The sequence below is a fragment of the Micromonospora sp. NPDC005291 genome (genome assembly GCF_040607415.1).
Classification (GTDB): Bacteria; Actinomycetota; Actinomycetes; order Mycobacteriales; family Micromonosporaceae; genus Micromonospora.
In genome coordinates this window covers 167,719-190,031 of the sequence record NZ_JBEXGR010000004.1, presented here as the reverse complement: position 1 = coordinate 190,031, position 22,313 = coordinate 167,719, and the positions used below count along the sequence as shown (strand labels likewise).

Here is a 22,313-nt window from a genome sequence, read left to right as displayed (position 1 = left end):
GGTGATGACGCTGCGGAACCTTATCTACTCCGTGTACGAGCGCCGGCTCACGGCGAAGCTGGCGGGTAAGCCGGTGCCCCGACACGTCGGGGTGATGTGCGACGGCAACCGCCGGTGGGCGCGGGAGATGGGCTTTGTCGACCCGAACGACGGGCACCGGGTCGGCGCGGCAAAGATCAAGCATGTCCTCGGCTGGTGTGACCAGGCCGGCGTCGGGCACGTCACCCTCTATCTGCTGGCCACCGACAACCTGCGCCGTCCGGCCAGTGAGCTGGACCCACTCCTCAAGATCATTGAGGACCTGGTGGTGGAGCTGGCGGAGGAGGGCAACCCCTGGCGGCTGCGCATCGTCGGAGCGCTCGATCTGCTGCCGGCGCAGACTGCCGCTGCTCTCAAGGGTGCCGAGGAGCGCACCCGCGAGCGCACCGGCGGCGCGGAGGTCAACATCGCGGTGGGCTACGGCGGTCGCCGGGAGATCACCGACGCGGTCCGCTCGCTGCTGCTGGAGCACGCCGCCGCCGGCGGCACCATCGAGGAGCTGGCCGAGGTGCTGGACGTCGAGCACATCAGCGAGCACCTCTACACCCGCGGCCAGCCCGACCCCGACCTGGTCATCCGCACCAGCGGCGAGCAGCGGCTGTCCGGCTTCATGCTCTGGCAGTCCGCGCACTCGGAGTTCTACTTCTGCGAGCTCAACTGGCCGGATTTCCGGCACATCGACTTCCTGCGGGCACTGCGCTCGTACGCCACCAGACAACGCCGCTACGGCGTCTGAGCCGGCGGCGACGCGTCAGTCGCCGCCGGGCGCGGTCAGGGTAGGTGGGTCAGTGCCCGGGTGAGGAAGTCGCCCAGGGCGGCCGGGGACTCGATCGTCAGGTCGGCGGCGTTGGCCACCTCCTGGCCGGTCTCCGAGTTGGCCACGGCCACGCAGACGCCGAGGAAGTCCGGGTCGGCGGCGGCACGGGCACGCAGCGCGGCGAAGGCCTTGATGTCCGAGACGTCGTCGCCGAAGTACCAGGCGCCGGTGGCGTCCTTGATCGCCTCGCCGATCACCATGCCCTTGTCCCGATCGACTGGCGGCTTGAGCTCCAGCACCATGCGCCCGGCCTGCACCCGCAACCCCAGCCGATCGGCCTGCGCCTGCCCCCACTGCTGCACGGTCGAGCCGAGCTGCGGAGCGGTACGCCAGTGCAGCGCGACGGAGAGCCGCTTGTACTCGACCAGCGTGCCGGGCGGCAGCTCCGCCCGGGCCAGGTCGGCCAGCTCCACCATGGTCGGCACCCAGGGCAGCGCCGCCGGCTCGGTGACGGTCTCCCCGCCGGAGTGGCTGTGCTCCAGCCCGTAGAGGCCGTAGAGGTCCACGCCGACGAGCCCGCCGAGCTGATCCCGGAGGAACTCGACGGGTCGGGCGGAGACGATCGCGACCCGCTGCACGATCGGGGCCAGCGCCTCGATCGCGGCCAGCGCCTTGGGCGCCGGGCGTACCGCGGTTGGATCGTCGTCGACGGGCGCAAGCGTGCCGTCGAAGTCGAAGAAGAGCACGGTCCCGGCCGCCCGGCTGGCGGTGGTCCGCCAGGCCTGGTCGGCATTCAACGGGGTCCTCGGCTGCTGACTGCCCAAATTCAACGGCGACACGCGCGTCAGCGTACCCCGGCGATGGAGGCTCATTCCTGGCCGAGTGGACCCGTTCGGCGGTACGCGATCAGCGTTCGGCGGCTCCTCGTCCGCGGCGACCGAACGGCACCACCGTCGCCTCCTGGCCATGGCTCAACAGGTAGCCCTCCACGAACCCGGTGTTGCGATCGCCGGTGTGGTTCTCGATCTCGGCGAGCCGTGCCACCAGGAACTCGGTGAGGGCGCTGATCCGGTTGTCCAGACGCTCGTGCAGCTCCGCCACGACGGCCAGGATGACCGCGGTGCCGGCGGTGATGAGCACGAACAGGTTGACGAGCAGCGGAAGCTGCCCGCCATCGACCGCGAGGGTCACTGCGTTACCGGTCGCCCAGAGTGTCACCGACACCGTCGCGACCACGACTGCCAACCACTTCAGGGTCATGGACAGACCCCTCCTTCTGTCCCGCAGGGCTGGGTTCGGCCTTGTCCCGTCCCCCCGCCGATGACGAGCCCAAGCAGTACGAATAGGGACGCTAGCGTGCCCGTTCCGGCCCCGGAGGCAAACGAATGAACCCGACCAGGCGTTCTTTCGCCATCTGAGGAACTACCCTGCTTGATTGCCCCTTTTTCGGACATCGACCGGCAGCGTTGGGCGGTATGCGAGATATCTGATGGTTTCGCGGATGTGGAACTTCTCCGCGTCCGACACGTTCGGATCGACCAGGCGGCGCAGCAGGGCCTCCACGTCGGGGTCCATCGGAGGGGCCGGCTGGCCCGCGCGAGGGCTGGCCGCGGTGCGGTCCCAGCCGAGTGCGGCGAAGGCTGCGGCCGGGTTCAAGCCCAGGCCCTCGCAGAAGGCGACCACCCGTTCGGCCTCCGGGTCGCTGGCCCAGTCGCCCCGGACCCACCGGTTGATGGTCTGCCGGGAGACGCCGGTGCGCCGGGACACCTCGGTGCCACTCCAGGCCCGGGTCGCCCGTGCCTCGTCCAGGGCGCGCCGGACGAAGGTGGCGAAGGCGATCTTCCGCGCATTGGCCGTCTCGGTCACCCCGTGACGGTACGGCCAGCCGGGTGCGAGTGCGCGGCCCGGCTCGCCACTGTCACGCATACGTGACGGGATCTTCGGATTTCGGGTAAACGATTCAGTGCCACTGTTGAGGGGTGTCACGCGGGCAGAATAGATGCCCTTAGTGGCAAACGTAAGCGGACGAAAAGCTGATACTGTCACGCCCATGGGACAATCTACGGTGTGTCACGTGCATGAGACGATTGGTGCTCACATGCGTCACGCCCCCGGTGCCAAGGGGGTGTGGTGACCGAGCTCGCCACCCGCGCCCAGGCCTTCGGGCTGATCGCCGAGGGGGTGGCCGCGGGGCTGACCGCTCCCTGGCGCCTCTACCTCGCCCGAGGTTGCCGCTACCTGTCGCTGAGCGTCGGCGACCGCGCCGAATGGAACGCCTGGCGTACCCATCTCGGCTGCCCGGAGCTGAGCGTCCGGGTCTACGACGCCGGCGGCGAGATCCGTCGATCCTCGGTGGCCGAGATCGTGCTGGACGGCTGCCGGATCAGCGTCGAGCTGGTCGAGGAGGTCAGCACCGACGACCTGGACCGGCTGCTCGTCGCGGATCCCACCACGATCGAGCCGGAGGAGCGATGACCTGGCGTCCGAGCTGGGCCGGAGCTGCCCGATGAGCCCATTCCTCGCGGTGTTCCTCGTTCTGGTGCTCGGTGCCACCAGCTACGCGGCCGGTCGTTTGCACGGGCAGCTCAGCTACCGCATCGGCTACCGCTTCGGTTACCGGCAGGGCTACTTCGACGGTGATCGGGGCGCCTGGAACCGGCGTCGACGCGACGCCCAGGCGGCGATCGCCTCCGCCCTGTCGGTCTCACCGGCGGGTGTCGTCCGCTCCGCCGGCACCGTCGCCCGCCCCGGCACCACGTACACCGGCTCGTCGTTCACCGCGCCGGCCGCCCCGATCACCGGGCGGCACCCGACCGGCACGCTCGTCCGACGTACCGGCTGAGGTCGGTCGGCGGGCGCAGGCCCGCCGACCGGCGCCACGAACGCGGTGCGTCGTCCGCGGCGGACACGCACCGTCGGGGTCACGTCAGACCGGTGACGGTGGCCCCGCCGGCCGGGATGCGCGCAGGGGGCATGCATCCCGGCCGGCTCCGCCGTGCCCGCCGCCGGGCTTCCTGACGGTGCGGGCCCCGGTGAAGCGGTGTTTTCACGCCCGTCTTCGGAGATCCACGTTCGTCCTCTAGCCGGGAGGGTCCGGCGCGGCTAGCGTCTAGGCATGGCACGGGGTTCTCCCGAGCCAGCCGGTCCGCCCGGATCTGCGACCTCGCGCACGGGGTTCCGCATCCGACCCCGTGTCCCCGGGCACCGGAGGAGGCGGAACACGGGTGGCGGGTGCCCATCCGTCGGAGCAGGCCTGTGACGACTCGCCGTACCACCGCCGGTGCCGACCAGACCCCGGCCGCGACTGCCACGACCCGCCGCGCCACCAGGAGCCGCCGCACGGCGGCCGCCGCGCCGGCCGACCCCAAGGAGCCGCGACCAGCCGGCCAGGCCTTTGTCCTGGACACTTCCGTGCTGCTCTCCGATCCGGCGGCGTTCCACCGGTTCGCCGAGCACGAGGTGGTGCTGCCTCTGGTGGTCATCACCGAGCTGGAAGGCAAGCGGCACCATCCGGAGCTGGGCTGGTTCGCCCGGCAGTCGCTACGGATGCTCGACGACCTGCGGGTCCGGCATGGCCGACTCGACCGACCGGTGCCCGCCAACGACGTCGGCGGCACACTGCGGGTGGAGCTCAACCACACCGACGACGGCGTGTTGCCGCCCGGGTTCCGCACCGAGAGCAACGACGCCCGGATCCTCTCCGTCGCGCTGAACCTCGCCGCCGAGGGGCGGGAGGTGACCCTGGTCAGCAAGGACATGCCGCTGCGGGTCAAGGCGGCCTCGGTGGGCCTGCGGGCCGACGAGTACCGCCACGGCCAGGCCAGCGACCCCACCTGGACCGGCATGTCCGAGCTGGATCTGGGCGAGGAGCAGATCGGTCGGCTGTACGCCGGCGAGTCGCTCGACCTCGACGAGGCGGCCGGGCTGCCCTGCCACACGGGCCTGGTGCTGCACTCGGCGCGTGGTTCGGCGCTCGGTCGGGTGCTGCCGGACAAGTCGGTCCGGTTGGTCCGGGGCGACCGGGAGGCGTTCGGGCTGCACGGCCGCTCGGCCGAGCAGCGTATCGCTCTCGACCTGCTGCTCGACGAGGCGATCGGGATCGTCTCGCTGGGCGGCCGGGCCGGCACCGGCAAGTCGGCGTTGGCGCTCTGCGCCGGGCTGGAGGCGGTGATGGAGCGCCGCCGCCACAAGAAGGTGATCGTGTTCCGCCCGCTGTACGCCGTCGGCGGCCAGGAGTTGGGCTACCTGCCGGGCTCGGAGTCGGAGAAGATGTCGCCCTGGGCCCAGGCGGTCTTCGACACGCTCGGCGCGGTGGTCCACGAGAACGTGCTGGAGGAGGTCACCTCGCGGGGCATCCTCGAGGTGCTGCCGCTGACCCACATCCGGGGGCGCAGCCTGCACGATGCCTATGTGATCGTGGATGAGGCCCAGTCGCTGGAGCGCGGGGTGCTGTTGACCGTGCTGTCCCGGATCGGGCAGGGCTCCCGGGTGGTGCTCACCCATGACGTGGCCCAGCGGGACAATCTGCGGGTCGGCCGGCACGACGGGGTGACCGCTGTCATCGAAGCGCTCAAGGGCCATCCGCTCTTCGCTCACGTCACGCTCAGCCGTTCGGAGCGATCGCCGATCGCCGCGATGGTCACGGATCTCCTGGAGGACATCCCGATTTAACGACGCTTATGTGGGCTTTTGTCCGCATTTTCGGTGTGGCGCAGATCACAAAGAGGCTGGTTGGTTTCCCATCAGCCTCACTGTGCGCAATCGTGTCCCACGAGCGTCCACGCACCACGGGAATCGTTGGTGATCGTTCGTCACGAGACGGGCGACATCGGCGGCGGTCGGTGTGTCGGCGCGACCGGCAACCGGTCGGGGCGCTCGTGGCACGGCTGGCGGCCCGCATGTGGCCGCACCGCGCCGCGTCCTTGCCCCCGACGAAGGGACCACTTCGTGAGTCGGCTGTGGAGCCGGTTGGGCGCCCGTACGGCCGCTGTGGCACTGCTCTCCGTGGGCGTTGCCGGTGGCTTCTACCTGGGCGAAGATCGGGAAACCCAGCAACAGGGCCTGACCGCGCAGGTCGGCGTCGAGGTCGACCGGGTCGATCTTGCCTACCAGCGTGATCGGCAGGCCTCCCACCAGGTGAAGTTCGCCCAGCAGCGGGCCGCCGAATACCAGGCCAAGCTGCGCGCGGCACAGGCCGCCAAGGAAGCCGCCGAGCGGGCCCGCAGGGCCGAAGCCGCCGCGGCGTCCCGTAAGCGCGAGCGTGCGGCGGCCAACGCGCCGGCCAAGCCGTACGACGGGCCGATCCCGGCGTCCTGCGCCGAGTACAGCGGTAACCGGAAGACCGGCTGCGCCATGATGATCGACGCGGGCTTCGGCATCGCCGAGTTCCCCTGCCTGGAGAAGCTCTGGACCAAGGAGAGCGGCTGGAACCACAAGGCCAACAACTCCTCGTCCGGTGCGTACGGGATCCCGCAGGCACTGCCGGGCAGCAAGATGGGTTCCGTCGCCAGCGACTGGCGGACGAACCCGGCCACCCAGATCAAGTGGGGGCTGGGCTACATCAAGGGCAGGTACAAGACGCCCTGCGGTGCCTGGGGCTACTTCCAGAACAACGGCCACTACTGACGGCTTCGACGGCGGGGCGGGTGGCGACCACCCGCCCCGCCGTCGCGCGTACATCCGGTCTGTTCGGACGGGACGCGAGTGGCGGTCGGCGACTTTTGCTGATAGCAGTTGGGGGGTGACCCTGCACCCGTCAAGCGGCGACCCCCACCGGTTCGGCACCGAGGCGTTCTACGCCGCGCTCGGCCGGGCGTTCGTCGCGATGTGCGCGGTGGTCCCGTTCCTCTTCCTCATCGAGGCCGTCGATCAGGGGCTCGCGTTCGGCCTGGACGCCACCGCCGGCATCATCCCGCAACGCATCGACGGGCTGGACGGGGTCTTCTTCTCCCCGTTCCTGCACCACGGCTTCGACCACCTCTACAGCAACAGCATCCCGCTGATCCTGCTGGGCACCTTCGTCCTGGCCGCCGGTGCCCGCCGGTTCCTCTGGTCGACCCTCATCATCATCCTGGTCAGCGGGCTCGGGGTGTGGTTCACCGGCTCGCCCAACTCGGTGGTGGTCGGTGCCAGCGGCGTGATCTTCGGCTACCTGGGCATCCTGCTCACCCGGGGCATCGTCGAGCGCAGCTGGTGGAACTTCGCGGTCTTCCTGCTGGTTGGCCTGCTCTACGGCTGGCAACTGGTCGGCATCCTCCCCACCGACGAGCGGATCTCCTGGCAGGGCCACCTGTTCGGGCTGCTCGGCGGGGTGGTGGCGGCGATCCTGTTCCGTCGCCGCCGGCCGGCCCTGGATGGCCCGGACTACTCCGGTTCCACCCTCAGCCTGCCCTGACCGATTCCTCGGCGCGCCTCTGGGACGTGCTTGCCCGACCGCTGCCACCCGCCTACCGTCTAGATCAGCAAGCGTTGATCCGTGAGCGGAAAGCGACGGTACGCCATGCGCGAGGTCGACATCGCCGTGATCGGGGCCGGTCCGGCTGGCCTCTTCGCCGCGTACTACGCAGGGTTCCGGGGGTTGTCGGTGGCGGTGATCGACGCGCTGCCGGAGCCGGGCGGTCAGGTCACCGCCATGTACCCGGAGAAGCTGATCCTGGACGTGGCCGGCTTCCCGGCCATCAAGGGCCGGGATCTGGTGGCCAACCTGGTCGCTCAGGCCGCCCCGTTCGGCCCGCAGTACCTCCTCGGCACCCGTGCCGAGAAGCTCTCGTACGCCGATGACCGGCCGGTGCTCGGCCTGGCCGGTGGCGAGCAGCTGGGTTGCGGCGCGGTCGTGGTCACCGGTGGGCTTGGCAGCTTCAGCCCACGACCGCTGCCGTGCGCCGACGGCGCCCCAGGCACAGGGATCGTCTACTTCGTCACCGCGCCGGCCGAGCTGACCGACCGGGATGTGCTGATCGTCGGTGGCGGCGACTCCGCCTTCGACTGGGCGCTGGCCCTGCAACCGTTGGCCCGTTCGGTGACCCTGGTGCACCGACGGGAGAAGTTCCGGGCGCACGCCTCGACGGTCGCCCGCGTGCTGTCGCTGCCGGTGCGGGTGATGGTCAACGCCGAGGTCACCCGGCTGATCGGGGATGGCACGGTGACCGGCGCCGAGGTGACCGTACGCGGCGGCGCGGCCGAGACGCTGCCGGTGGGCACCGTGGTGGCCGCCCTCGGCTTCACCGCCGACCTGGGCCCACTCGCCGAGTGGGGGCTGCGACTGGATCGCCGGCACATCCTGGTGGACAGCGCCATGGCGACGAACCTGCCCCGGGTCTTCGCGGCCGGCGACATCACGGAATACCCGGGCAAGGTCCGGCTGATCGCCACCGGCTTCGGTGAGGCCGCGACGGCGGTCAACAACGCGGCGGTGGCCATCGACCCGAGCGCCCACCTGTTCCCCGGGCACTCCTCCGACGCCGGCTGAGCGCCGGTATCGGTGCCGCCGCGCCGACCGTGGCGTCGGCTGCGGTCAGCGCGGTGGGGGCAGACCGACCAGGTCGGCCAGCAGCCCGACCTGGTGGTCGAAGTACGCGTCCCGGTGCGCGACGGTCCGGTTGAGCCGGCCGAACAGCTCGAAGCTGATCAGCCCGAAGAGCTGGGTCCAGCCGGCCATGCCCCGGGCCAGCAGGGCGGGGGGCAACCCGGGAAAGAACGCGTCGGCCAGCTCGGTCAGGTCGTCGTGCAGCTGCGGCGGCAGCTCATTGGCGGGCGGCGGGCTGAGCAGGCCGTCCTCCAGCCCTTCGCGGAGCAGGCCGACCAGGGTCAGCGGGGGGCGCTGGGCCGGGCCGACGGTGTCGTCCGGGGCGGCGTACCCGGGGACCGGGCTGCCGTAGAGCAGCGCGTATTCGGCGGGATGGGCGAGCGCCCAGTCCCGCGCCGCCCGACAGACCGCCTGCCAGCGGGCGCGGAGGTCGAGCCGATCGGGGGCGGCGACGGCCGCCGCCTCCACCGCGTCGCCGAGTGCGTCGTACGCCTCGATGATCAGCGCGGTGAGCAGGTCGTCCCGGCTCGGGAAGTAGCGGTAGACGGCCGACGAGACCATGCCCATGTCCCGGGCGACCGCGCGCAGCGAGAGGTTCGCGCCATCAGTGGCGAGGTGCTGGCGGGCGACCGCCTTGATCTCGTCGAGCATTTCGGCGCGGACCCGGGCGCGGATCGAGGAAGCGGGCATGGGGCCCAGTCTGCCACGGTTCGGAGCGCCAATCCAAAAAAAGAGCACTGCTCTTGACGGCTGTCGTAGCGACGGGTCATGCTGGGCGAGCACTTCGAGAGCACCGCTCTTGTTTCGTATCTCCGCTCCCAAGGAGTTCCCATGGCACTGCACGTGATCGTCGGCACCGGCCCGGTCGGCACCGCGACCGCCCGCCTTCTCGCCGACCGAGGTGAGCGGGTCCGGGTGATCAGTCGCCGGGGCGCCGGGCCGGAGCATCCGGCCATCGAACGGATCGCCGCCGACGCCGCCGAGGTCGACCGGCTCAGCGCGCTGACCGAGGGCGCGCAGGCGCTGTACAACTGCGCGAACCCGGCGTACCACCGCTGGCCCATCGACTGGCCGCCGCTGGCCGGTGCGCTGCTCGCCGCCGCCGAACGGTCCGGCGCGGTGCTCGCCACGGTCGGCAACCTCTACGGGTACGGGCCCGTCGACGGCCCGATGACCGAGCAGACCTCGCCGGCGGCGACCGGCATCAAGGGGCGGGTACGCAACCAGATGTGGGACACCGCGCTCGCCGCCCACCGGGCCGGCCGGGCGCGGGTCACCGAGGTACGCGGCTCCGACTATGTCGGCGTCGACGGCACCTCACTGGCGATGATGGTGCTGCCCCGGGTGCTCGCCGGGCGGCGGGTCTTCCTGCCGGTCGACTGGGACGCCCCGCACACCTGGACGTACATCCCGGACGTCGCCCGTACCCTCGTCGCCGCCGCCACCGACCCCGGGGCCTGGGGACGGGTCTGGCATGTGCCGAGCGCCCCGGCCGCACCGATGCGTGAGCTGGCCACCCGGGCGGCGGCGCTGGCGGGCGCACCCGTGCCGCGGCTGACCCGGATGCCCTACCCGGTGCTGTGGCTGGGCGGCCTGGCCAACCCGTTCGTGCGGGAACTGCGGGAGACCGCCTACCAGTTCGACCGGCCGTTCCTGATGGACTCCGCCGCCGCCACCGCCGCCCTGGGCGTCGAGCCGACCCCGCTGGAGGACGCGCTCACGGAGACCGTCGCAGCCCTGCGCCGCTGAACCGCCCGACCCCGTCGGCAACTCGCCATCGCCATCGCCGTCCGGCTCGCCCGCCGTCCACCCCGCCGCCGGTGGCTCAGCGGCGGGACGGCGGGGCGAGCGCGGCGACCAGCACGGCCACCATCGTCAGCGCGGCCCCGAACAGGGTGTTCAGGCCGAGGTTCGAGGCCGCGGTGGGCAGCACCAGGTCCAGCAGGACGGCGCCCACGATCTGGCCGGCGATGGTGGCCAGACCGAGCAGCAGCACACCCGTGAAGCGCACGATCGCGGCGGCGATCGCGATGAACACGATGCCGATCGGGCCACCCAGGTAGAGCCACGGCTCGGTCGGCAGGTGGCCGGTGGGCCAGCCGCGTACCGCGATGTCGATCGCGAACGCGACGAGCAGGGTGACCGTGCCCACGGCGAAATTGACCAACGTGGCGGTCAACGCGCTGTCGGCCGCCGCCCGGACCCGGCCGTTGACCGCCTGCTGCCAGGCGATGCCCACCCCGGCGAGCAGGGGCAGCAGGGCCAGCGCCAGGGTGCCCGGGTCACCGAGCCGGTCACCAACCGCCAGGACGACCGCGAACACGGTGAGCACCGCACCCGCCAGCCGCTGCAGGGTCACCGGCTGCCGGCCCGTCGGCCCGATCCCCGCCCGGTCCACGGCGAGGCTGCTGCCGGTCTGGCCGGCGACCACCGCCACCGTGAAAACCGCCACACCCAGCGAGCCGATGGTGAGCCCCTGGGTGGCCACCAGGAACGCCCCGCACATCCCGCCGAGGCACTGCCACGGCCGCAGCGCGCCCGCCGCCAGAGCACGCCGCGTCGCGGCCAGGCCACGCCGCCCACCGGGGGTGGCGGGCACCAGCACCAGGAGCACCAACAGGCCGAGGCCGAACGAGACCACCGCGGCGGCGAAACCGTCAGCTAGCCGTACGCCCAACTCGCCGTTGATTCGAGACTGCACCGCCACCGCGACCCCGGAGACCGATGCCAGCGCGACACCGGTGATCCGGCGGGTGGCCGACAGGACCTGCGGGACTGCCGTGTCGGTGGCGGTCACTCCTGTTCGGCCAGTGGACGGCCGTCGAAGTCGACCGCCGAGTAGAGCGCCAGCTTCTCCAGCCGGTGGTACGAGTCGATCACCCGGATGGTGCCGCTCTTCGACCGCATCACAATCGACTGGGTGTACGCGCCGCCGGCCCGGTAACGCACCCCGCGCAGCAGATCACCGGAGGTGACCCCGGTCGCCACGAAGAAGCAGTTGTCCCCGGTGACCAGGTCGTCGGTGCCCAGCACCCGATCCAGGTCGTGCCCGGCGGCGAGCGCCTTCTCCCGCTCCTGCTCGTCGCGCGGCCAGAGCTTGGCCTGCATCGCACCGCCCATGCACTTCAGCGCGCAGGCGGAGATGATGCCCTCCGGGGTGCCGCCGATGCCCATCAGGACGTCGACATCCGACTCGCCCCGGGCGGCCGCGATGGAGCCCGCGATGTCGCCGTCGGAGATGAAGCGGATGCCCGCCCCGGTCCGGCGAATCTGCGCGACCAGGTCGTCGTGGCGGCTCCGATCCAGCACGCAGACCGTCACCTCGGAGACGTCGGTGCCCTTGACCTTGGCGATCCGGCGCAGGTTTTCGGCCACCCCGGCGTTGATGTCCACCACATCGGCGTACGCCGGCCCGACAGCGAGCTTCTCCATGTAGAAGACCGCGCTGGGGTCGAACATCGCACCCCGCTCGGAGACGGCGAGCACCGCCACGGCGTTCGGCATGCCCTTGCTCATCAGCGTGGTGCCGTCGACCGGGTCAACGGCCACGTCCACCTCCGGGCCCGTCCCGTCGCCGACCTGTTCGCCGTTGAAGAGCATCGGGGCGTTGTCCTTCTCGCCCTCGCCGATCACCACCACGCCGCGCATCTGGATCGAGTTGATGAGCTTGCGCATCGCGTCGACGGCGGCCCCGTCGCCGCCCTCCTTGTCGCCCCGGCCAACCCACCGACCTGCGGCCATCGCCGCGGCCTCGGTGACCCGGACCAGGTCGAGGGCGAGGTTTCGGTCGAGATCCTGTGGGATCCGCGTCCTGGTGTTCGTCATTCCGCTGCTCCTCCTCGCGACGGTGCGGGGACGGCCGGTCGCAGGGCGGTCCCCGCTGCCGGCTTTGTCGCTGATCCTCACACGATCGCCGACCGGGCGTCGGCGCGGGGCGGTGATGGCCCGGATACCGCCGGTCGGGCGGCTGCGAAGATAGAGGGGTGGAACCCGCACAGCCAGCCGACCGCGTACCCGCCGACCGCACGCCGCCCGACGGCCAGCCGCCGGTCGACGTCCCCACCGGCCCCCGTCGTGAGTCCGCCGCGACCGATCCGACGCCGGCCGCCGGCGAACCGGCCCTGGTCCCGTCCGGCCCGGCCACAGCCCCGCCGGTGGACGAGCCGGCCCGGAACCAGCCCGACGGCACCGCACAGGCCGGGGAGCGGCCGGCACCACCGCCGCGGGCGGAATCCGGCAAATCCGAGCGGTCGCCGAAGGACATGGCGATCTCGCTGCTGGTGCTGCTTGTCCCGATCGCGCTGCTGCTGGCGTTCTACCGGGGGTTTCTCGGCGGCGATCAGGCCGCGACCGTCGATCCGGCCCCCGCGATCGAGCAGGCCCGGTCGGCGAACGTCTTTCCGGTGAGCCAGCCGCAGGGGCTCGGCTCCGACTGGTTGACGGTCAGCGCCCGCTATCAGACCGTCGAGGACGGCGCGAACCTGCGGCTCGGCTACCTCACGCCGGAGGGACGGGGCGTCCAACTCCTGCAGAGCAGCGTCCCGGCGGAGCGGCTGCTCCCCGCCGAGCTGACCGACCAGGGTCAGCCGCAGGGCACCACAGAGTTGGCCGGACGCACCTGGCAGCTCTACACGGCGCGGGGGAACCAGCAGGCGCTGGTCCTGCTGGAGCCGACCCGCACGGTGATCGTCGTCGGCGACGCCCGGGACAACGAACTGCGCGAACTGGCCGGCTCGTTGCGCTGACGGGCCCGTCGATCGGCGGCCCCGATGGCGAAATTGGGCAACCAGACAGAAGGGTGATTGTCCGACGCGTCGACAGGGAACAAAGAGGGAGTGATCCGGGCGCGCTGCTCGGCCCGGATCGCGCGGCGCAGCCGACGGTGCTGCTGCGTCGCCGGAGTTTCCGGCGCCGTCCAGGTCGTCGGGTGACCCTCTTGGGAGACACGTATGACTGTTCGTCGACTCAGCGCCGGCCTGGTAGCCGCCGCTCTGATCACGCCAGCCCTGGCCGCCTGCGCCAGCGGTGGAACCGGCACCGCCGGATCGACCGCGTCCCCGACGGTGACCGCGTCCGGCACGGCGAGCCCGTCCGGCGGCGCACCGGTGGCGGGCGACGCCAAGCAGGCCCTGCTCGACTCCACCAAGGAGATCAGCAACGGCAACTTCCGGTTCACCCTGGCCGGCGCCGGCTCGACGGCGGAGGGGCAGGTGCACCAGCCGAGCCAGAGCGCGGCGATGAAGTTCGCCATCGGCGGCCCCTCGTCCGACCTTGCGATGAAGCTCGACGTGATCCACTTCAAGCCGGACAGCTGGGTGAAGCTGGAGCTGACCGGCCCCACCGCCGACAGCCTGCCCGCCATCAAGCAGCTCAACCTCGGTAAGTACCAGCACCTGGACCAGGCCCGGATCAAGGGCAACCGCAATCTCGGCTTCGACTTCGACAAGGTCGACCCGGCCGGCAGTGCGGTGCTGACCCAGGGCATCACCGAGGTTCGCAGCACCGGCACCGGCACGTACGCCGGCACCATCGACGTCACCAAGGCCGCCGAGGCGGGCTCGCTGAACGCCGCCACGATCGCCGCGCTGGGCACCCAGGCGAAGACGGTCCCGTTCACCGCGAAGGTGGACCCGCAGGGCCGCCTCAGCGAGCTGGTGCTGCAGCTGCCGGCCGCCGGGCAGACCGCCGCCCAGGAGATCCGGATGACGTACTCCGACTACGGTGCCGCCACCGCCGCCCAGAAGCCGCCGGCGGACCAGGTCGTCGAGGCGCCGGCCGAGCTGTACAGCCTGTTCAACTGACCGTCGTACGCGGGTGGGGTGGCTCCGGCCGCCCCGCCCGCGGTCAGGAAGCGGGCTCCTGCCGGGCGGCGTCGATCCGCGCCCGCGCACCGTCCAGCCAGCGTTGACAGATCACCGCAAGCTTCTCCCCGCGCTCCCAGAGCGCCAGCGACTCCTCCAGGGACGTGCCGCCGGCCTCCAGCCGCTCGACCACCGAGGCCAGCTCGGCGCGGGCCTGCTCGTAACTGAGCCGCTCGTCCGGCCCGGCCTTCGTGTCGTCAGTCATCGCGTCCATCTCAGCACATCGCTCCCCACGTCACCGCGTCGCCACTCAGCCGTCCACCGTCGCGGCCAGCTCGCCGTCGGCCAGCCGTACCCGCAACGGGTCGCCCTTGCCCACCTCCGCTGCCGCCCGGACCACGTGGCCGTCCGCGCGCTGCACGATCGCGTACCCCCGGTCGAGGGTGGCGGCGGGGGAGAGCGCGCGCAGCCGGGCCAGGGTGTGCCGCAGGTCGTCGTCGGCGGCGGCGAGTCGGTGCTCCAGGCAGCGGCCGGCCCGCTGGCGCAGCGCGGTCAGCTCGGTCGCCCGATGCTCCACCATCACCTGAGGTCGGGCCAGCACCGGCCGGGAACGCAGTCCGTCGAGCCGATGCGTCTCCCGGTCCACCAGGTTGCGCACCGCCCGTTGCAGCCGCGAACGGGCCTGGCCGATGAGGCGTACTTCCTCGGTGAGGTCGGGGACGACCCGCTTGGCCGCGTCGGTCGGGGTGGAGGCACGGACGTCGGCGACGTAGTCGATCAGCGGCGCGTCCGTCTCGTGGCCGATCGCGCTGACCACCGGCGTACGGCAGCCGAACACCGCGCGGCAGAGCGCCTCGTCGGAGAAGGGCAGCAGGTCCTCGATGCCACCGCCGCCCCGGGCGATGATGATCACGTCGATGGTGGGGTCGGCGTCCAGCACCTTGAGCGCGTCGACGATCTGCGGCACCGCGGACGGGCCCTGCACGGCCACGTTGACCGTGCGGAACTCCACTGCGGGCCAGCGCCGCCGGGCATTGGTCAGCACGTCCCGCTCCGCCGCCGACGCGCGACCGGTGATGAGCCCGATCCGGCCAGGTAGGAACGGCAGTCGGCGTTTGCGGGAGCGGTCGAAGAGCCCCTCGGCGGCGAGCAGCTTCTTGAGCTTCTCCAGCCGGGCCAACAGCTCTCCGAGCCCCACCTGTCGGATCTCGTCGGCGCGCAGGCTCAGCGTGCCCCGGGCGGCGTAGAACTCCGGTTTGGCGTGCAGCACCACGCGGGCACCCTCGCGCAGCTCCGGTGCGCCGGCGTCCAGCACGTCCCGGTTGGTGGTGACGGTCAGGCTCAGGTCGGCCGACGGGTCACGCAGGGTGAGGAAGACGGTGCTGGCTCCGGGGCGGCGGCTGATCTGCGCCACCTGCCCGTCCACCCACACCCAGCCCAGCTTGGCGATCCATGCCCCCACCTTCTGGCTGACCACCCGTACCGGCCAGGGCTCCTCAGCGCTGCTGCCCCCGCCACCCCCGCTGCCCCCGCCACCCCCGCTGCTCCCCACCCGCGCCCCATCACTCACCCACCCACCCTAAGGCCCACCCCACCAGGACCGTTGATCATGAAGTTGTTGCCCTTTGGCGCGGCGTGTCGTGGCAATAACTTCATGATCACCGGGGTGGGCGGTCGAGCTGTCGCGGGGTCGCGGACTCTGCCGGGGGGAAATCGGACACGTACGATGGACGGGTGACCGAGGCTCAGGCGACTCCCCAGACCGGCAAGCGCGTGCTCCTGGCCAAGCCCCGCGGCTACTGCGCGGGTGTCGACCGCGCGGTGCAGACCGTCGAGGAGGCGCTGAAGCTCTACGGTGCCCCGATCTACGTGCGCAAGCAGATCGTGCACAACAAGCACGTCGTGCAGACCCTGGAGGCCCAGGGTGCGATCTTCGTGGAGGAGAACGAGGAGGTGCCGGAGGGCGCCACCGTCATCTTCTCCGCGCACGGCGTGGCTCCCGAGGTCTACGAGCAGGCGAAGCAGCGCTCGCTGAAGGCGATCGACGCGACCTGCCCGCTGGTGACCAAGGTGCACCACGAGGCGAGGCGGTTCGCCGCGGAGGACTACGACATCCTGCTGATCGGCCACGAGGGGCACGAAGAGGTCGTCGGCACCGCTGGTGAGGCCCCCGCGCACATCCAGCTGGTGGACGGCCCGGACGACGCCGACAAGATCACCGTCCGCGACCCGGCGAAGGTCGTCTGGCTCTCCCAGACCACGCTCTCGGTCGACGAGACGCTGGAGACGGTGGCCCGGCTCAAGCAGCGCCTGCCGCTGTTGCAGTCTCCGCCCAGCGACGACATCTGCTACGCCACCTCCAACCGGCAGCACGTGATCAAGGAGATCGCCGCCGACTGCGACGTGGTGATCGTCGTGGGCTCGACGAACTCCTCCAACTCGGTCCGCCTGGTCGAGGTCGCCCTGGACGCGGGCGCCCGCGCCGGTCACCTGGTCGACTTCGCCCACGAGATCGACGACGCCTGGCTGGAGGGGGCCACCACGGTCGGCCTGACCTCTGGCGCGAGCGTCCCGGACGACCTGGTCCAGGAGGTGCTGGTCCACCTCGCCGCACGGGGCTTCGCCGACGTCGAGGAGATCACCACCGCCAACGAGCGGCTCACGTTCTCGCTTCCGCAGGAGCTGAGGCGGGACATGAAGGCCGCCGCGGCGCGCGGCTGAGCATGGGAACGAACTCGGCCCGGCGTACGTCAGATTCGGCATGAGGATCTTTCGGCTCGCCGTTCCCGTGCTGGCCGTCTGCGTGGCGTTGAGCGCCTGCGGCAGTCAGGACGTCGGAGGCGGCACACCCACACCGACCCCGTCGGGAGCGCAGCCGGCGACCAGCCAGCCCACGCCCGACCCGACCGCCTCGCCATCGACCGTCGACCCCACCCCGCCATCGGGCCCGAAGACCGGGAAGCCGGGCGGTCCGAGTACGCCCCCGGGGGTCGGGAACACCACCCTGACCGGCACGGTGCAGAGCGGCGTGGAGCCCAACTGCGTGCTGCTCGACGGTTACCTGCTTCTCGGCGGCCCGCGTGACGTGCTGACGCCGGGTGCGCGGGTGGAGGTCACCGGTCGGGTGGAGCCCGACATGATGACCACCTGCCAGCAGGGCACCCCGTTCGTCGTATCGAGCGCCAGCCGGTCCTGACCAGCCCGCCGGGGGTTGCGTGGTGGTCTAGCGGGCCGAGACCTCGTCGTCGGCTGGATCGGCCAGCTCGGGTGCCTGCGGCTGTCGGGGCGTCAACTCGACCTGCGGGGGCGTGGCCAACATCTCGTCCGAGACGCCCAGCTCGGCGAGCTTACGGGCGCTGACCAGCACCCGGGCTTCCAACGAGCCGACCGCCCGGTTGTACGCCGTCACCGCACCGGCCAGCGACGACCCGAGCTTTCCCACGTGGTCGCCCAGGGTCGAGAGCCGGCCGTACAGCTCTCGGGCCAGGGTGTGCACCGCGAGCGCGTTGCGGGCCAGAGCTTCCTGCCGCCAGGAGTAGGCGACCGTGCGGAGCAGGGCGACCAGCGTGGCCGGCGTGGCCAGCACCACGTTGCGGGTGAACGCGTGCTCCAGCAGCGTCGGGTCACGCTGGAGCGCGACGTCGAGAAACGGATCGGCGGGGACGAACAGCACCACGAACTCCGGTGCGTTGTCGAACGCCGACCAGTACGACTTGGCGGCCAGGGCGTCGACGTGCCCCCGCAGGTGTCGGGCGTGCGCGTCGAGGTGGGTGTCCCGGCCGCGCTCGTCGCGGGCCTCCATGGCCGTCAGGTACGCGTCGAACGGCGCCTTGGCGTCCACCACCACCGATCGGCCGCCGTGCAGCCGGACCACCAGATCCGGGCGGACGACCCCCTGGTCGGTGGCGGCGGTGACCTGCTCGGAGAAGTCGCAGTGCTCCAGCATCCCGGCCGCCTCGACGATCCGGCGTAGCTGGTGCTCACCCCAGCGGCCCCGCACCTGTGGTGCCCGCAGCGCCGCCACCAACTGCTTGGTCTCGGTGCGCAGCTCGCCGGAGACCGCGCTCATCGACCGGACCTGCTCGCGCAGCTCGGCGTACGCGTCGACCCGGTCGTGCTCCAGCTCGGCCACCCGCTGCTCGTAGCGGTGCAGGGTGTCGTGCAGCGGGGCGACCGCCCGGGCCACCGCTTCCTGGGACTGCGCGGTGGCCTCGTAGCTCAAGGCCCGCATGGACTGCTCCAGCCGGCCCTCGCCCTCCCGGGTCGCGGTCAGGGTGGCATCGAGGCGGGCGATGTCCGCCGCCGACCGGGACGTGGCCGCGAACCAGCCCACCGCCCCGCCGGCGCCGAGGCACACGATCACCAGGAGCAGCGTCGAGACGTCCATCACCGGAGCTTGCCAGACGGATACGACGTGCGAGCCGGGGGTACGTTCGATGACATGGAACTTGTGCTCTGCCTCGCCGTCGTGGTGGTCGGCGCGTTGGGCGCCTCGGCGCTCATCCGTGCCCAGGCCACCGCCCGCCGGCGCACCGAGCTCGGCGACGCCCGCGCGGAGGCGCAACGGTGGTACGAGCGCCTCGGCGGCCAGTTGATGAACCTGCAAGGTGACGAGCCGGCGGTACGCCAGGCGCTGGCCGACGCCGGTGAGCGGTACAACGCGGCGGGCTCGCAGCTGGAGCAGGCGCGCACGCCGCACCAGTTCGGGTTGGCCCGGGAGACCGCGCTGGAGGGGCTGGCGTACATCCGGGCGGCGCGTACCGCGCTGGGCATCGATCCGGGCCCCGAGGTGCCGCAGTTGGCCGCCGCGCGCGGCGTGGGGCAGCTCACCAAGGAGCGTGCGGTCGACGTGCAGGGGCAGACCTTCCGGGCTGGCCCGCAACCCGGCCGGGAGACGCCCTACTACTACCCCGGTGGGCGTTATCAGGGCCGACCGGTGCCGGCCGGCTGGTATTCGACGCCGTGGTGGAAGACGGCGCTGGGCGCCGGCGCCGGTGTGCTCGGCGGCATCCTGATCGCCGACGCGTTGTTCTCGCCCGCCTTCGCCGACCCCGGGTACGGCTACGACGAGGGCTACCAGGAGGGCTTCGGCGACGGCGTCGATCAGGGCGGGGACGGCGGCGACCAGGACTTCGGCGGCGGCGACCAGGGTGGTGACGGCGGCGGGGACGTCGGCGGTGGCGACTACGCCGGTGGCGACTTCGGTGGAGGTGGCTTCGGTGGCGGTGGCTTTGGTGGCGGGGACTTCGGCGGTGGCGACTTCGGTGGCGGCGACTTCTGACCGTCGCTGAGTGATCTGCGAAGACAGGCCCCGGTCGTAGCGACCGGGGCCTGTCTTTGGTTCCGCTGATCAGCCGGTGTTGCGCATCCCGGCGGCGATGCCGTTCACCGTGGTGAGCAGTGCCCGCTCCAGGGCCGTGCCGTCGCTCGGCGCACGTCGGCCGCCCGGCGCGGTGGCCACCGCCCGTCCGGCGGCACCCGACTCCCGGTACTGCCGCAGTAGCGCCACCTGGAGGTGGTGCAGCGGCTCCAGGTAGGTGTCCCGCACGGCCAGGGTGCGCTGGAGCACCGGCGAGTTTTCCAGCAGGGCGGGCGAGGCGGTCACCGCCAGCACCTCCCGCTTGGTCAGCTCGTACTCCTGCTCGATCTGCTCGAAGATCGGGTGCAGCTTCTCCGGCACCAGCGTCTCGACGTACCGGCGGGCGATGCTCAGGTCGGTCTTGGTCACCATCATCTCGACGTTCGACAGGAACGTGCGGAAGAAGTGCCAGTTGCGGTGCATCTCGGCCAGCACGTCCGCCAGCCCGGCCTCACGGGCGGCGGCCAGCCCGGAGCCGACGCCGAACCAACCCGGCACGATCTGCCGGGTCTGCGTCCACCCGAACACCCACGGAATGGCCCGCAGACCGGACAGGCCCGCGCCGGTGTTCGGGCGCTTCGCCGGACGGGAGCCGATGTTCAGTGCGCCGAGCAGCTCGGTGGGGGTGGACGCCCAGAAGTACGCCGGCAGGTCCGGGTCCTCGACGAGCGACCGGTAGGACTGGTACGCCGATTCGGAGACCACGTCCATCGTCGCGTCCCAGCGTTCCAACATCTCGGCCGGCTGCCGAGGTGCGGTGTGCAGCAGGGTCGCCTGGAGCACGGCGGCGAGGGTGAGCTCCAGGTTCTCCCGGGCCAGTGAGGGCAGGGTGTACTTGTCGGAGATCACCTCACCCTGCTCGGTCACCTTGATCGCGCCGTCCAGCGTGCCGTACGGCTGGGCCAGAATCGCCTCGTGCGTCGGCCCGCCGCCGCGCCCGACCGTGCCGCCTCGGCCGTGGAACAGCCGCAGGTGTACGCCGTGTCGGGCGGCCACGTCGCGCAGGGCGCGCTGCGCCCGGTGGATCGACCACTGGCTGGTGGTGATCCCGGCCTCCTTGTTCGAGTCGGAGTAGCCGAGCATGACCTCCTGCACGTCGCCTCGGGCGGTGACCAGCGCGCGGTACGCGGGCAGCGACAGCAGCTCGTCGAGCATTTCGCCACCGGCGTTCAGCTCGGCCGGAGTCTCCAACAGCGGCACGAACCCGACTCGGGCCCGCCCACTGTGCACGTCCACCAGGCCGGCCTCGCGAGCCAGCACCACCGCGGCCAGCACGTCGTCGACGCCCAGGGTCATCGAGATGATGTACGACTCGATCACCTCGGTGCCGAACCGGTCCTGTGCCTCCCGGATGGTGCTGAACACGTCGAACGTCTTGCGGGCCGGCTCGGACAGCGCAGTATCCACCGTAGAGAGGGGTCGGCGGCCGGTCAGCTCGTCGGCGAGCAGTTTGGTGCGCTCCAGCCGGCTCAGCGCCGGGTAGTCGGAGACCTCCCCGACGGCCTCGTAGAGCTGGGCGAGCACCGTGTGGTGCGCCTCGGCGTGCTCCCGAACGTCCATGGTGGCCAGGTGCAGGCCGAACGCGGAGACCGTGCGGATGGTGGAGGCCAGCCGGCCGACGGCGGTGAGCTGCCCGGCGTTGCGGGCCAGCGAGGCGCGCAGCAGATCCAGGTCGGCGATCAGCTCGGCGGAGCCCAGGTAGTCCCGGCCCGGCACGTGCGCGGTGCCCTGGCGCAACCGCTGCCGGGTGTTGGCGAGCTTCGCCTTCACGCAGCGTGCCTTGAGTCGGTACGGCTCCTCCGCGTTGACCCGGCGGAACCGGAGCGCGACCTCGGGCAGCGCGTCCAGGTCGGCGGCGAGGCTGGCGGAGAGGTCCAGCGACACCCCGCGCAGCCGGCGGGAGACCGAGACCTCGTTGATCAGGTGGTCCATCGCCTTCTCGGTGGCCGCGATGCCGTGCTCGTGCTGGATGGCCAGCACGTCGCGGGTCACCGCCGGGGTGACGAACGGGTTGCCGTCCCGGTCGCCGCCGATCCAGGTGCCGAAGCTCAGCGGACGGGCCGTCGGCGAGGTCTCCACGCCGAGCGTGCGCAGCGTGTCGGCCAGGTCGTCGAGCACCTGGGGAGCGGCCTCGGCGTACAGGTCGCGCAGGTAGTAGATGGCGTTGCGGGCCTCGTCGGTCGGGTCCGGCCGGTCCAGTCGCAGCTCGTCGGTCTGCCACATCAGGTCCAGCAGCTCGGCCAGACGACGGTTGGCCGGGCCCTCGTCGCTGGCGCCGTAGAGGATCGCGTTTGCGGTCTCGGTGTCCAGCTCGTCGGCGATCGCCCGCAGCTTGGACAGGATCGAGCGGCGGGCCGCCTCGGTCGGGTGCGCGGTGAAGACGGGCCGGACCGCCAGCCGACGGGCCGCGTTGGCGATCTCCTCGGCCGGCACCCCGCGCTCGGCGATCATCTTGGCCGCCTGGTCCAGCCAGCCGCCCTGCACGGCGCGGCGGCGGCGCAGGTCCCGGGCACGGTGTACCTGCTCGGTGATGTTGGCCAGGTGGAAGTAGGTGGAGAAGGCGCGGGCCAGCTTGGTGCCGGTGGTCACGTCGAGCCCGCCGAGGCGCTGGGCGGCCGCCGGGGCGTCGGTGCGGACCTGGGCGCGGATCTCCTCGACGAGGTCGAGCAGCGGGCGACCCTCCTGGCGGGCCAGGGTCTGCCCGAGCAGGGTGCCGAGCCGACGGATGTCGGCGCGCAGCGCGGCGTCCGGGCCGTCGTGGTCATGCTGGTCGGTCACGATGCGCTCCTTACGTGAGTACGAAGGACAGCGCTGTCCGACTCCCTGGATCGT

23 protein-coding genes are annotated in these 22,313 nt (G+C 71.7%); 13 read left to right on the top strand and 10 right to left on the bottom strand.

Annotated features, from left to right (window positions below; translation table 11 throughout):
- Positions 1 to 4 precede the first annotated feature (4 nt).
- Positions 5 to 775 carry an isoprenyl transferase gene (locus ABZT18_RS07515; RefSeq protein WP_354995768.1) on the top strand — a complete coding sequence of 257 codons (771 nt, stop codon included), beginning with the start codon at positions 5 to 7 and terminating at the stop codon, positions 773 to 775.
- Between the two features lie 35 nt (positions 776 to 810).
- Here the strand turns inward: ABZT18_RS07515 and otsB are convergent, their stop codons facing one another.
- The 3 genes from otsB to ABZT18_RS07500 form a co-directional block, all read right to left on the bottom strand.
- Positions 811 to 1,635: a trehalose-phosphatase gene (gene otsB, locus ABZT18_RS07510; protein WP_354995767.1), complete on the bottom strand. Its 825-nt coding sequence runs from the start codon at positions 1,633 to 1,635 to the stop codon at positions 811 to 813.
- A gap of 67 nt (positions 1,636 to 1,702) precedes the next feature.
- Positions 1,703 to 2,056, bottom strand: coding sequence for a hypothetical protein (locus ABZT18_RS07505; RefSeq protein WP_354995766.1), 354 nt, complete (start codon positions 2,054 to 2,056; stop codon positions 1,703 to 1,705).
- 162 nt (positions 2,057 to 2,218) lie between these two features.
- Positions 2,219 to 2,662: an XRE family transcriptional regulator gene (locus ABZT18_RS07500; RefSeq protein ID WP_354995765.1), complete on the bottom strand. Its 444-nt coding sequence runs from the start codon at positions 2,660 to 2,662 to the stop codon at positions 2,219 to 2,221.
- A gap of 264 nt (positions 2,663 to 2,926) precedes the next feature.
- On the opposite strand from ABZT18_RS07500, the gene ABZT18_RS07495 reads away from it, so the two are divergent.
- The 6 genes from ABZT18_RS07495 to ABZT18_RS07470 all read left to right on the top strand — a co-directional run bounded on the left by ABZT18_RS07495 (position 2,927) and on the right by ABZT18_RS07470 (position 8,264).
- Entirely contained in the window at positions 2,927 to 3,271 is a 345-nt protein-coding gene (locus tag ABZT18_RS07495; protein ID WP_354995764.1) for a hypothetical protein, read from the top strand.
- A 31-nt stretch (positions 3,272 to 3,302) separates the two neighbouring features.
- Entirely contained in the window at positions 3,303 to 3,638 is a 336-nt protein-coding gene (locus tag ABZT18_RS07490) for a hypothetical protein (protein ID WP_074316807.1), read from the top strand.
- 413 nt (positions 3,639 to 4,051) lie between these two features.
- The gene (locus ABZT18_RS07485; RefSeq protein WP_354995763.1) at positions 4,052 to 5,467 is read left to right on the top strand and encodes a PhoH family protein; all 1,416 of its coding nucleotides are present in this window, start codon (positions 4,052 to 4,054) and stop codon (positions 5,465 to 5,467) included.
- 276 nt (positions 5,468 to 5,743) lie between these two features.
- Positions 5,744 to 6,421: a lytic transglycosylase domain-containing protein gene (locus tag ABZT18_RS07480; RefSeq protein WP_354995762.1), complete on the top strand. Its 678-nt coding sequence runs from the start codon at positions 5,744 to 5,746 to the stop codon at positions 6,419 to 6,421.
- Positions 6,422 to 6,536: 115 nt separating this feature from the next.
- A complete protein-coding gene (locus ABZT18_RS07475; RefSeq protein WP_354995761.1) occupies positions 6,537 to 7,190 on the top strand; it encodes a rhomboid family intramembrane serine protease in 654 nt (217 codons plus the stop codon).
- A 105-nt stretch (positions 7,191 to 7,295) separates the two neighbouring features.
- On the top strand, positions 7,296 to 8,264 hold the full coding sequence (locus ABZT18_RS07470; RefSeq protein WP_354995779.1) for an NAD(P)/FAD-dependent oxidoreductase: 969 nt from the start codon (positions 7,296 to 7,298) through the stop codon (positions 8,262 to 8,264).
- Positions 8,265 to 8,309: 45 nt separating this feature from the next.
- Here ABZT18_RS07470 and ABZT18_RS07465 read toward each other — a convergent pair whose 3' ends face one another.
- Positions 8,310 to 9,011: a TetR/AcrR family transcriptional regulator gene (locus tag ABZT18_RS07465; RefSeq protein ID WP_354995760.1), complete on the bottom strand. Its 702-nt coding sequence runs from the start codon at positions 9,009 to 9,011 to the stop codon at positions 8,310 to 8,312.
- Between the two features lie 141 nt (positions 9,012 to 9,152).
- Here ABZT18_RS07465 and ABZT18_RS07460 point away from each other — a divergent pair, with 141 nt between their 5' ends.
- The gene (locus ABZT18_RS07460) at positions 9,153 to 10,070 is read left to right on the top strand and encodes an NAD-dependent epimerase/dehydratase family protein (RefSeq protein WP_354995759.1); all 918 of its coding nucleotides are present in this window, start codon (positions 9,153 to 9,155) and stop codon (positions 10,068 to 10,070) included.
- Positions 10,071 to 10,146: 76 nt separating this feature from the next.
- On the opposite strand, the gene ABZT18_RS07455 is transcribed toward ABZT18_RS07460, so the two are convergent.
- Together ABZT18_RS07455 and glpX are read right to left on the bottom strand one after the other, a co-directional pair.
- Positions 10,147 to 11,085, bottom strand: coding sequence for a DMT family transporter (locus tag ABZT18_RS07455; RefSeq protein WP_354995778.1), 939 nt, complete (start codon positions 11,083 to 11,085; stop codon positions 10,147 to 10,149).
- Between the two features lie 29 nt (positions 11,086 to 11,114).
- The gene (gene glpX / locus ABZT18_RS07450; RefSeq protein ID WP_354995758.1) at positions 11,115 to 12,146 is read right to left on the bottom strand and encodes a class II fructose-bisphosphatase; all 1,032 of its coding nucleotides are present in this window, start codon (positions 12,144 to 12,146) and stop codon (positions 11,115 to 11,117) included.
- A gap of 158 nt (positions 12,147 to 12,304) precedes the next feature.
- Between glpX and ABZT18_RS07445 the strand changes: the two genes are divergently transcribed.
- Both ABZT18_RS07445 and ABZT18_RS07440 read left to right on the top strand, forming a co-directional pair.
- The gene (locus ABZT18_RS07445; protein WP_354995757.1) at positions 12,305 to 13,066 is read left to right on the top strand and encodes a DUF4245 family protein; all 762 of its coding nucleotides are present in this window, start codon (positions 12,305 to 12,307) and stop codon (positions 13,064 to 13,066) included.
- A 204-nt stretch (positions 13,067 to 13,270) separates the two neighbouring features.
- Positions 13,271 to 14,122: a hypothetical protein gene (locus tag ABZT18_RS07440; protein WP_354995756.1), complete on the top strand. Its 852-nt coding sequence runs from the start codon at positions 13,271 to 13,273 to the stop codon at positions 14,120 to 14,122.
- A 43-nt stretch (positions 14,123 to 14,165) separates the two neighbouring features.
- On the opposite strand, the gene ABZT18_RS07435 is transcribed toward ABZT18_RS07440, so the two are convergent.
- Positions 14,166 to 14,387, bottom strand: a complete 222-nt coding sequence (locus ABZT18_RS07435; protein ID WP_354995755.1) for an exodeoxyribonuclease VII small subunit — start codon at positions 14,385 to 14,387, stop codon at positions 14,166 to 14,168.
- Positions 14,388 to 14,432: 45 nt separating this feature from the next.
- Complete coding sequence (xseA, locus tag ABZT18_RS07430; protein WP_354995777.1) at positions 14,433 to 15,674, bottom strand: exodeoxyribonuclease VII large subunit; 1,242 nt, start codon at positions 15,672 to 15,674, stop codon at positions 14,433 to 14,435.
- Between the two features lie 182 nt (positions 15,675 to 15,856).
- Between xseA and ABZT18_RS07425 the strand changes: the two genes are divergently transcribed.
- Positions 15,857 to 16,843, top strand: a complete 987-nt coding sequence (locus ABZT18_RS07425; RefSeq protein ID WP_354995754.1) for a 4-hydroxy-3-methylbut-2-enyl diphosphate reductase — start codon at positions 15,857 to 15,859, stop codon at positions 16,841 to 16,843.
- Between the two features lie 40 nt (positions 16,844 to 16,883).
- Positions 16,884 to 17,318, top strand: coding sequence for a hypothetical protein (locus tag ABZT18_RS07420; protein ID WP_354995753.1), 435 nt, complete (start codon positions 16,884 to 16,886; stop codon positions 17,316 to 17,318).
- Positions 17,319 to 17,345: 27 nt separating this feature from the next.
- Here ABZT18_RS07420 and ABZT18_RS07415 read toward each other — a convergent pair whose 3' ends face one another.
- Entirely contained in the window at positions 17,346 to 18,509 is a 1,164-nt protein-coding gene (locus ABZT18_RS07415) for a DNA recombination protein RmuC (RefSeq protein ID WP_354995752.1), read from the bottom strand.
- Between the two features lie 54 nt (positions 18,510 to 18,563).
- On the opposite strand from ABZT18_RS07415, the gene ABZT18_RS07410 reads away from it, so the two are divergent.
- Positions 18,564 to 19,403, top strand: coding sequence for a hypothetical protein (locus ABZT18_RS07410; RefSeq protein WP_354995751.1), 840 nt, complete (start codon positions 18,564 to 18,566; stop codon positions 19,401 to 19,403).
- Between the two features lie 69 nt (positions 19,404 to 19,472).
- On the opposite strand, the gene ppc is transcribed toward ABZT18_RS07410, so the two are convergent.
- Complete coding sequence (ppc, locus tag ABZT18_RS07405; RefSeq protein WP_354995750.1) at positions 19,473 to 22,259, bottom strand: phosphoenolpyruvate carboxylase; 2,787 nt, start codon at positions 22,257 to 22,259, stop codon at positions 19,473 to 19,475.
- Positions 22,260 to 22,313: the final 54 nt, after the last annotated feature.

Excerpts from the sequence above, each read along its gene's own strand:
- ABZT18_RS07490 (WP_074316807.1), top strand. The coding sequence starts at position 3,303 with ATGAGCCCATTCCTCGCGGTGTTCCTCGTTCTGGTGCTCGGTGCCACC.
- ABZT18_RS07420 (WP_354995753.1), top strand. The coding sequence starts at position 16,884 with ATGAGGATCTTTCGGCTCGCCGTTCCCGTGCTGGCCGTCTGCGTGGCG.
- ABZT18_RS07515 (WP_354995768.1), top strand. The coding sequence starts at position 5 with ATGACGCTGCGGAACCTTATCTACTCCGTGTACGAGCGCCGGCTCACG.
- ABZT18_RS07505 (WP_354995766.1), bottom strand. The coding sequence starts at position 2,056 with ATGACCCTGAAGTGGTTGGCAGTCGTGGTCGCGACGGTGTCGGTGACA.
- ABZT18_RS07465 (WP_354995760.1), bottom strand. The coding sequence starts at position 9,011 with ATGCCCGCTTCCTCGATCCGCGCCCGGGTCCGCGCCGAAATGCTCGAC.
- glpX (WP_354995758.1), bottom strand. The coding sequence starts at position 12,146 with ATGACGAACACCAGGACGCGGATCCCACAGGATCTCGACCGAAACCTC.
- ABZT18_RS07410 (WP_354995751.1), top strand. The coding sequence starts at position 18,564 with ATGGAACTTGTGCTCTGCCTCGCCGTCGTGGTGGTCGGCGCGTTGGGC.
- ABZT18_RS07460 (WP_354995759.1), top strand. The coding sequence starts at position 9,153 with ATGGCACTGCACGTGATCGTCGGCACCGGCCCGGTCGGCACCGCGACC.
- ABZT18_RS07415 (WP_354995752.1), bottom strand. The coding sequence starts at position 18,509 with ATGGACGTCTCGACGCTGCTCCTGGTGATCGTGTGCCTCGGCGCCGGC.
- ABZT18_RS07470 (WP_354995779.1), top strand. The coding sequence starts at position 7,296 with ATGCGCGAGGTCGACATCGCCGTGATCGGGGCCGGTCCGGCTGGCCTC.
- ABZT18_RS07440 (WP_354995756.1), top strand. The coding sequence starts at position 13,271 with ATGACTGTTCGTCGACTCAGCGCCGGCCTGGTAGCCGCCGCTCTGATC.
- ABZT18_RS07435 (WP_354995755.1), bottom strand. The coding sequence starts at position 14,387 with ATGACTGACGACACGAAGGCCGGGCCGGACGAGCGGCTCAGTTACGAG.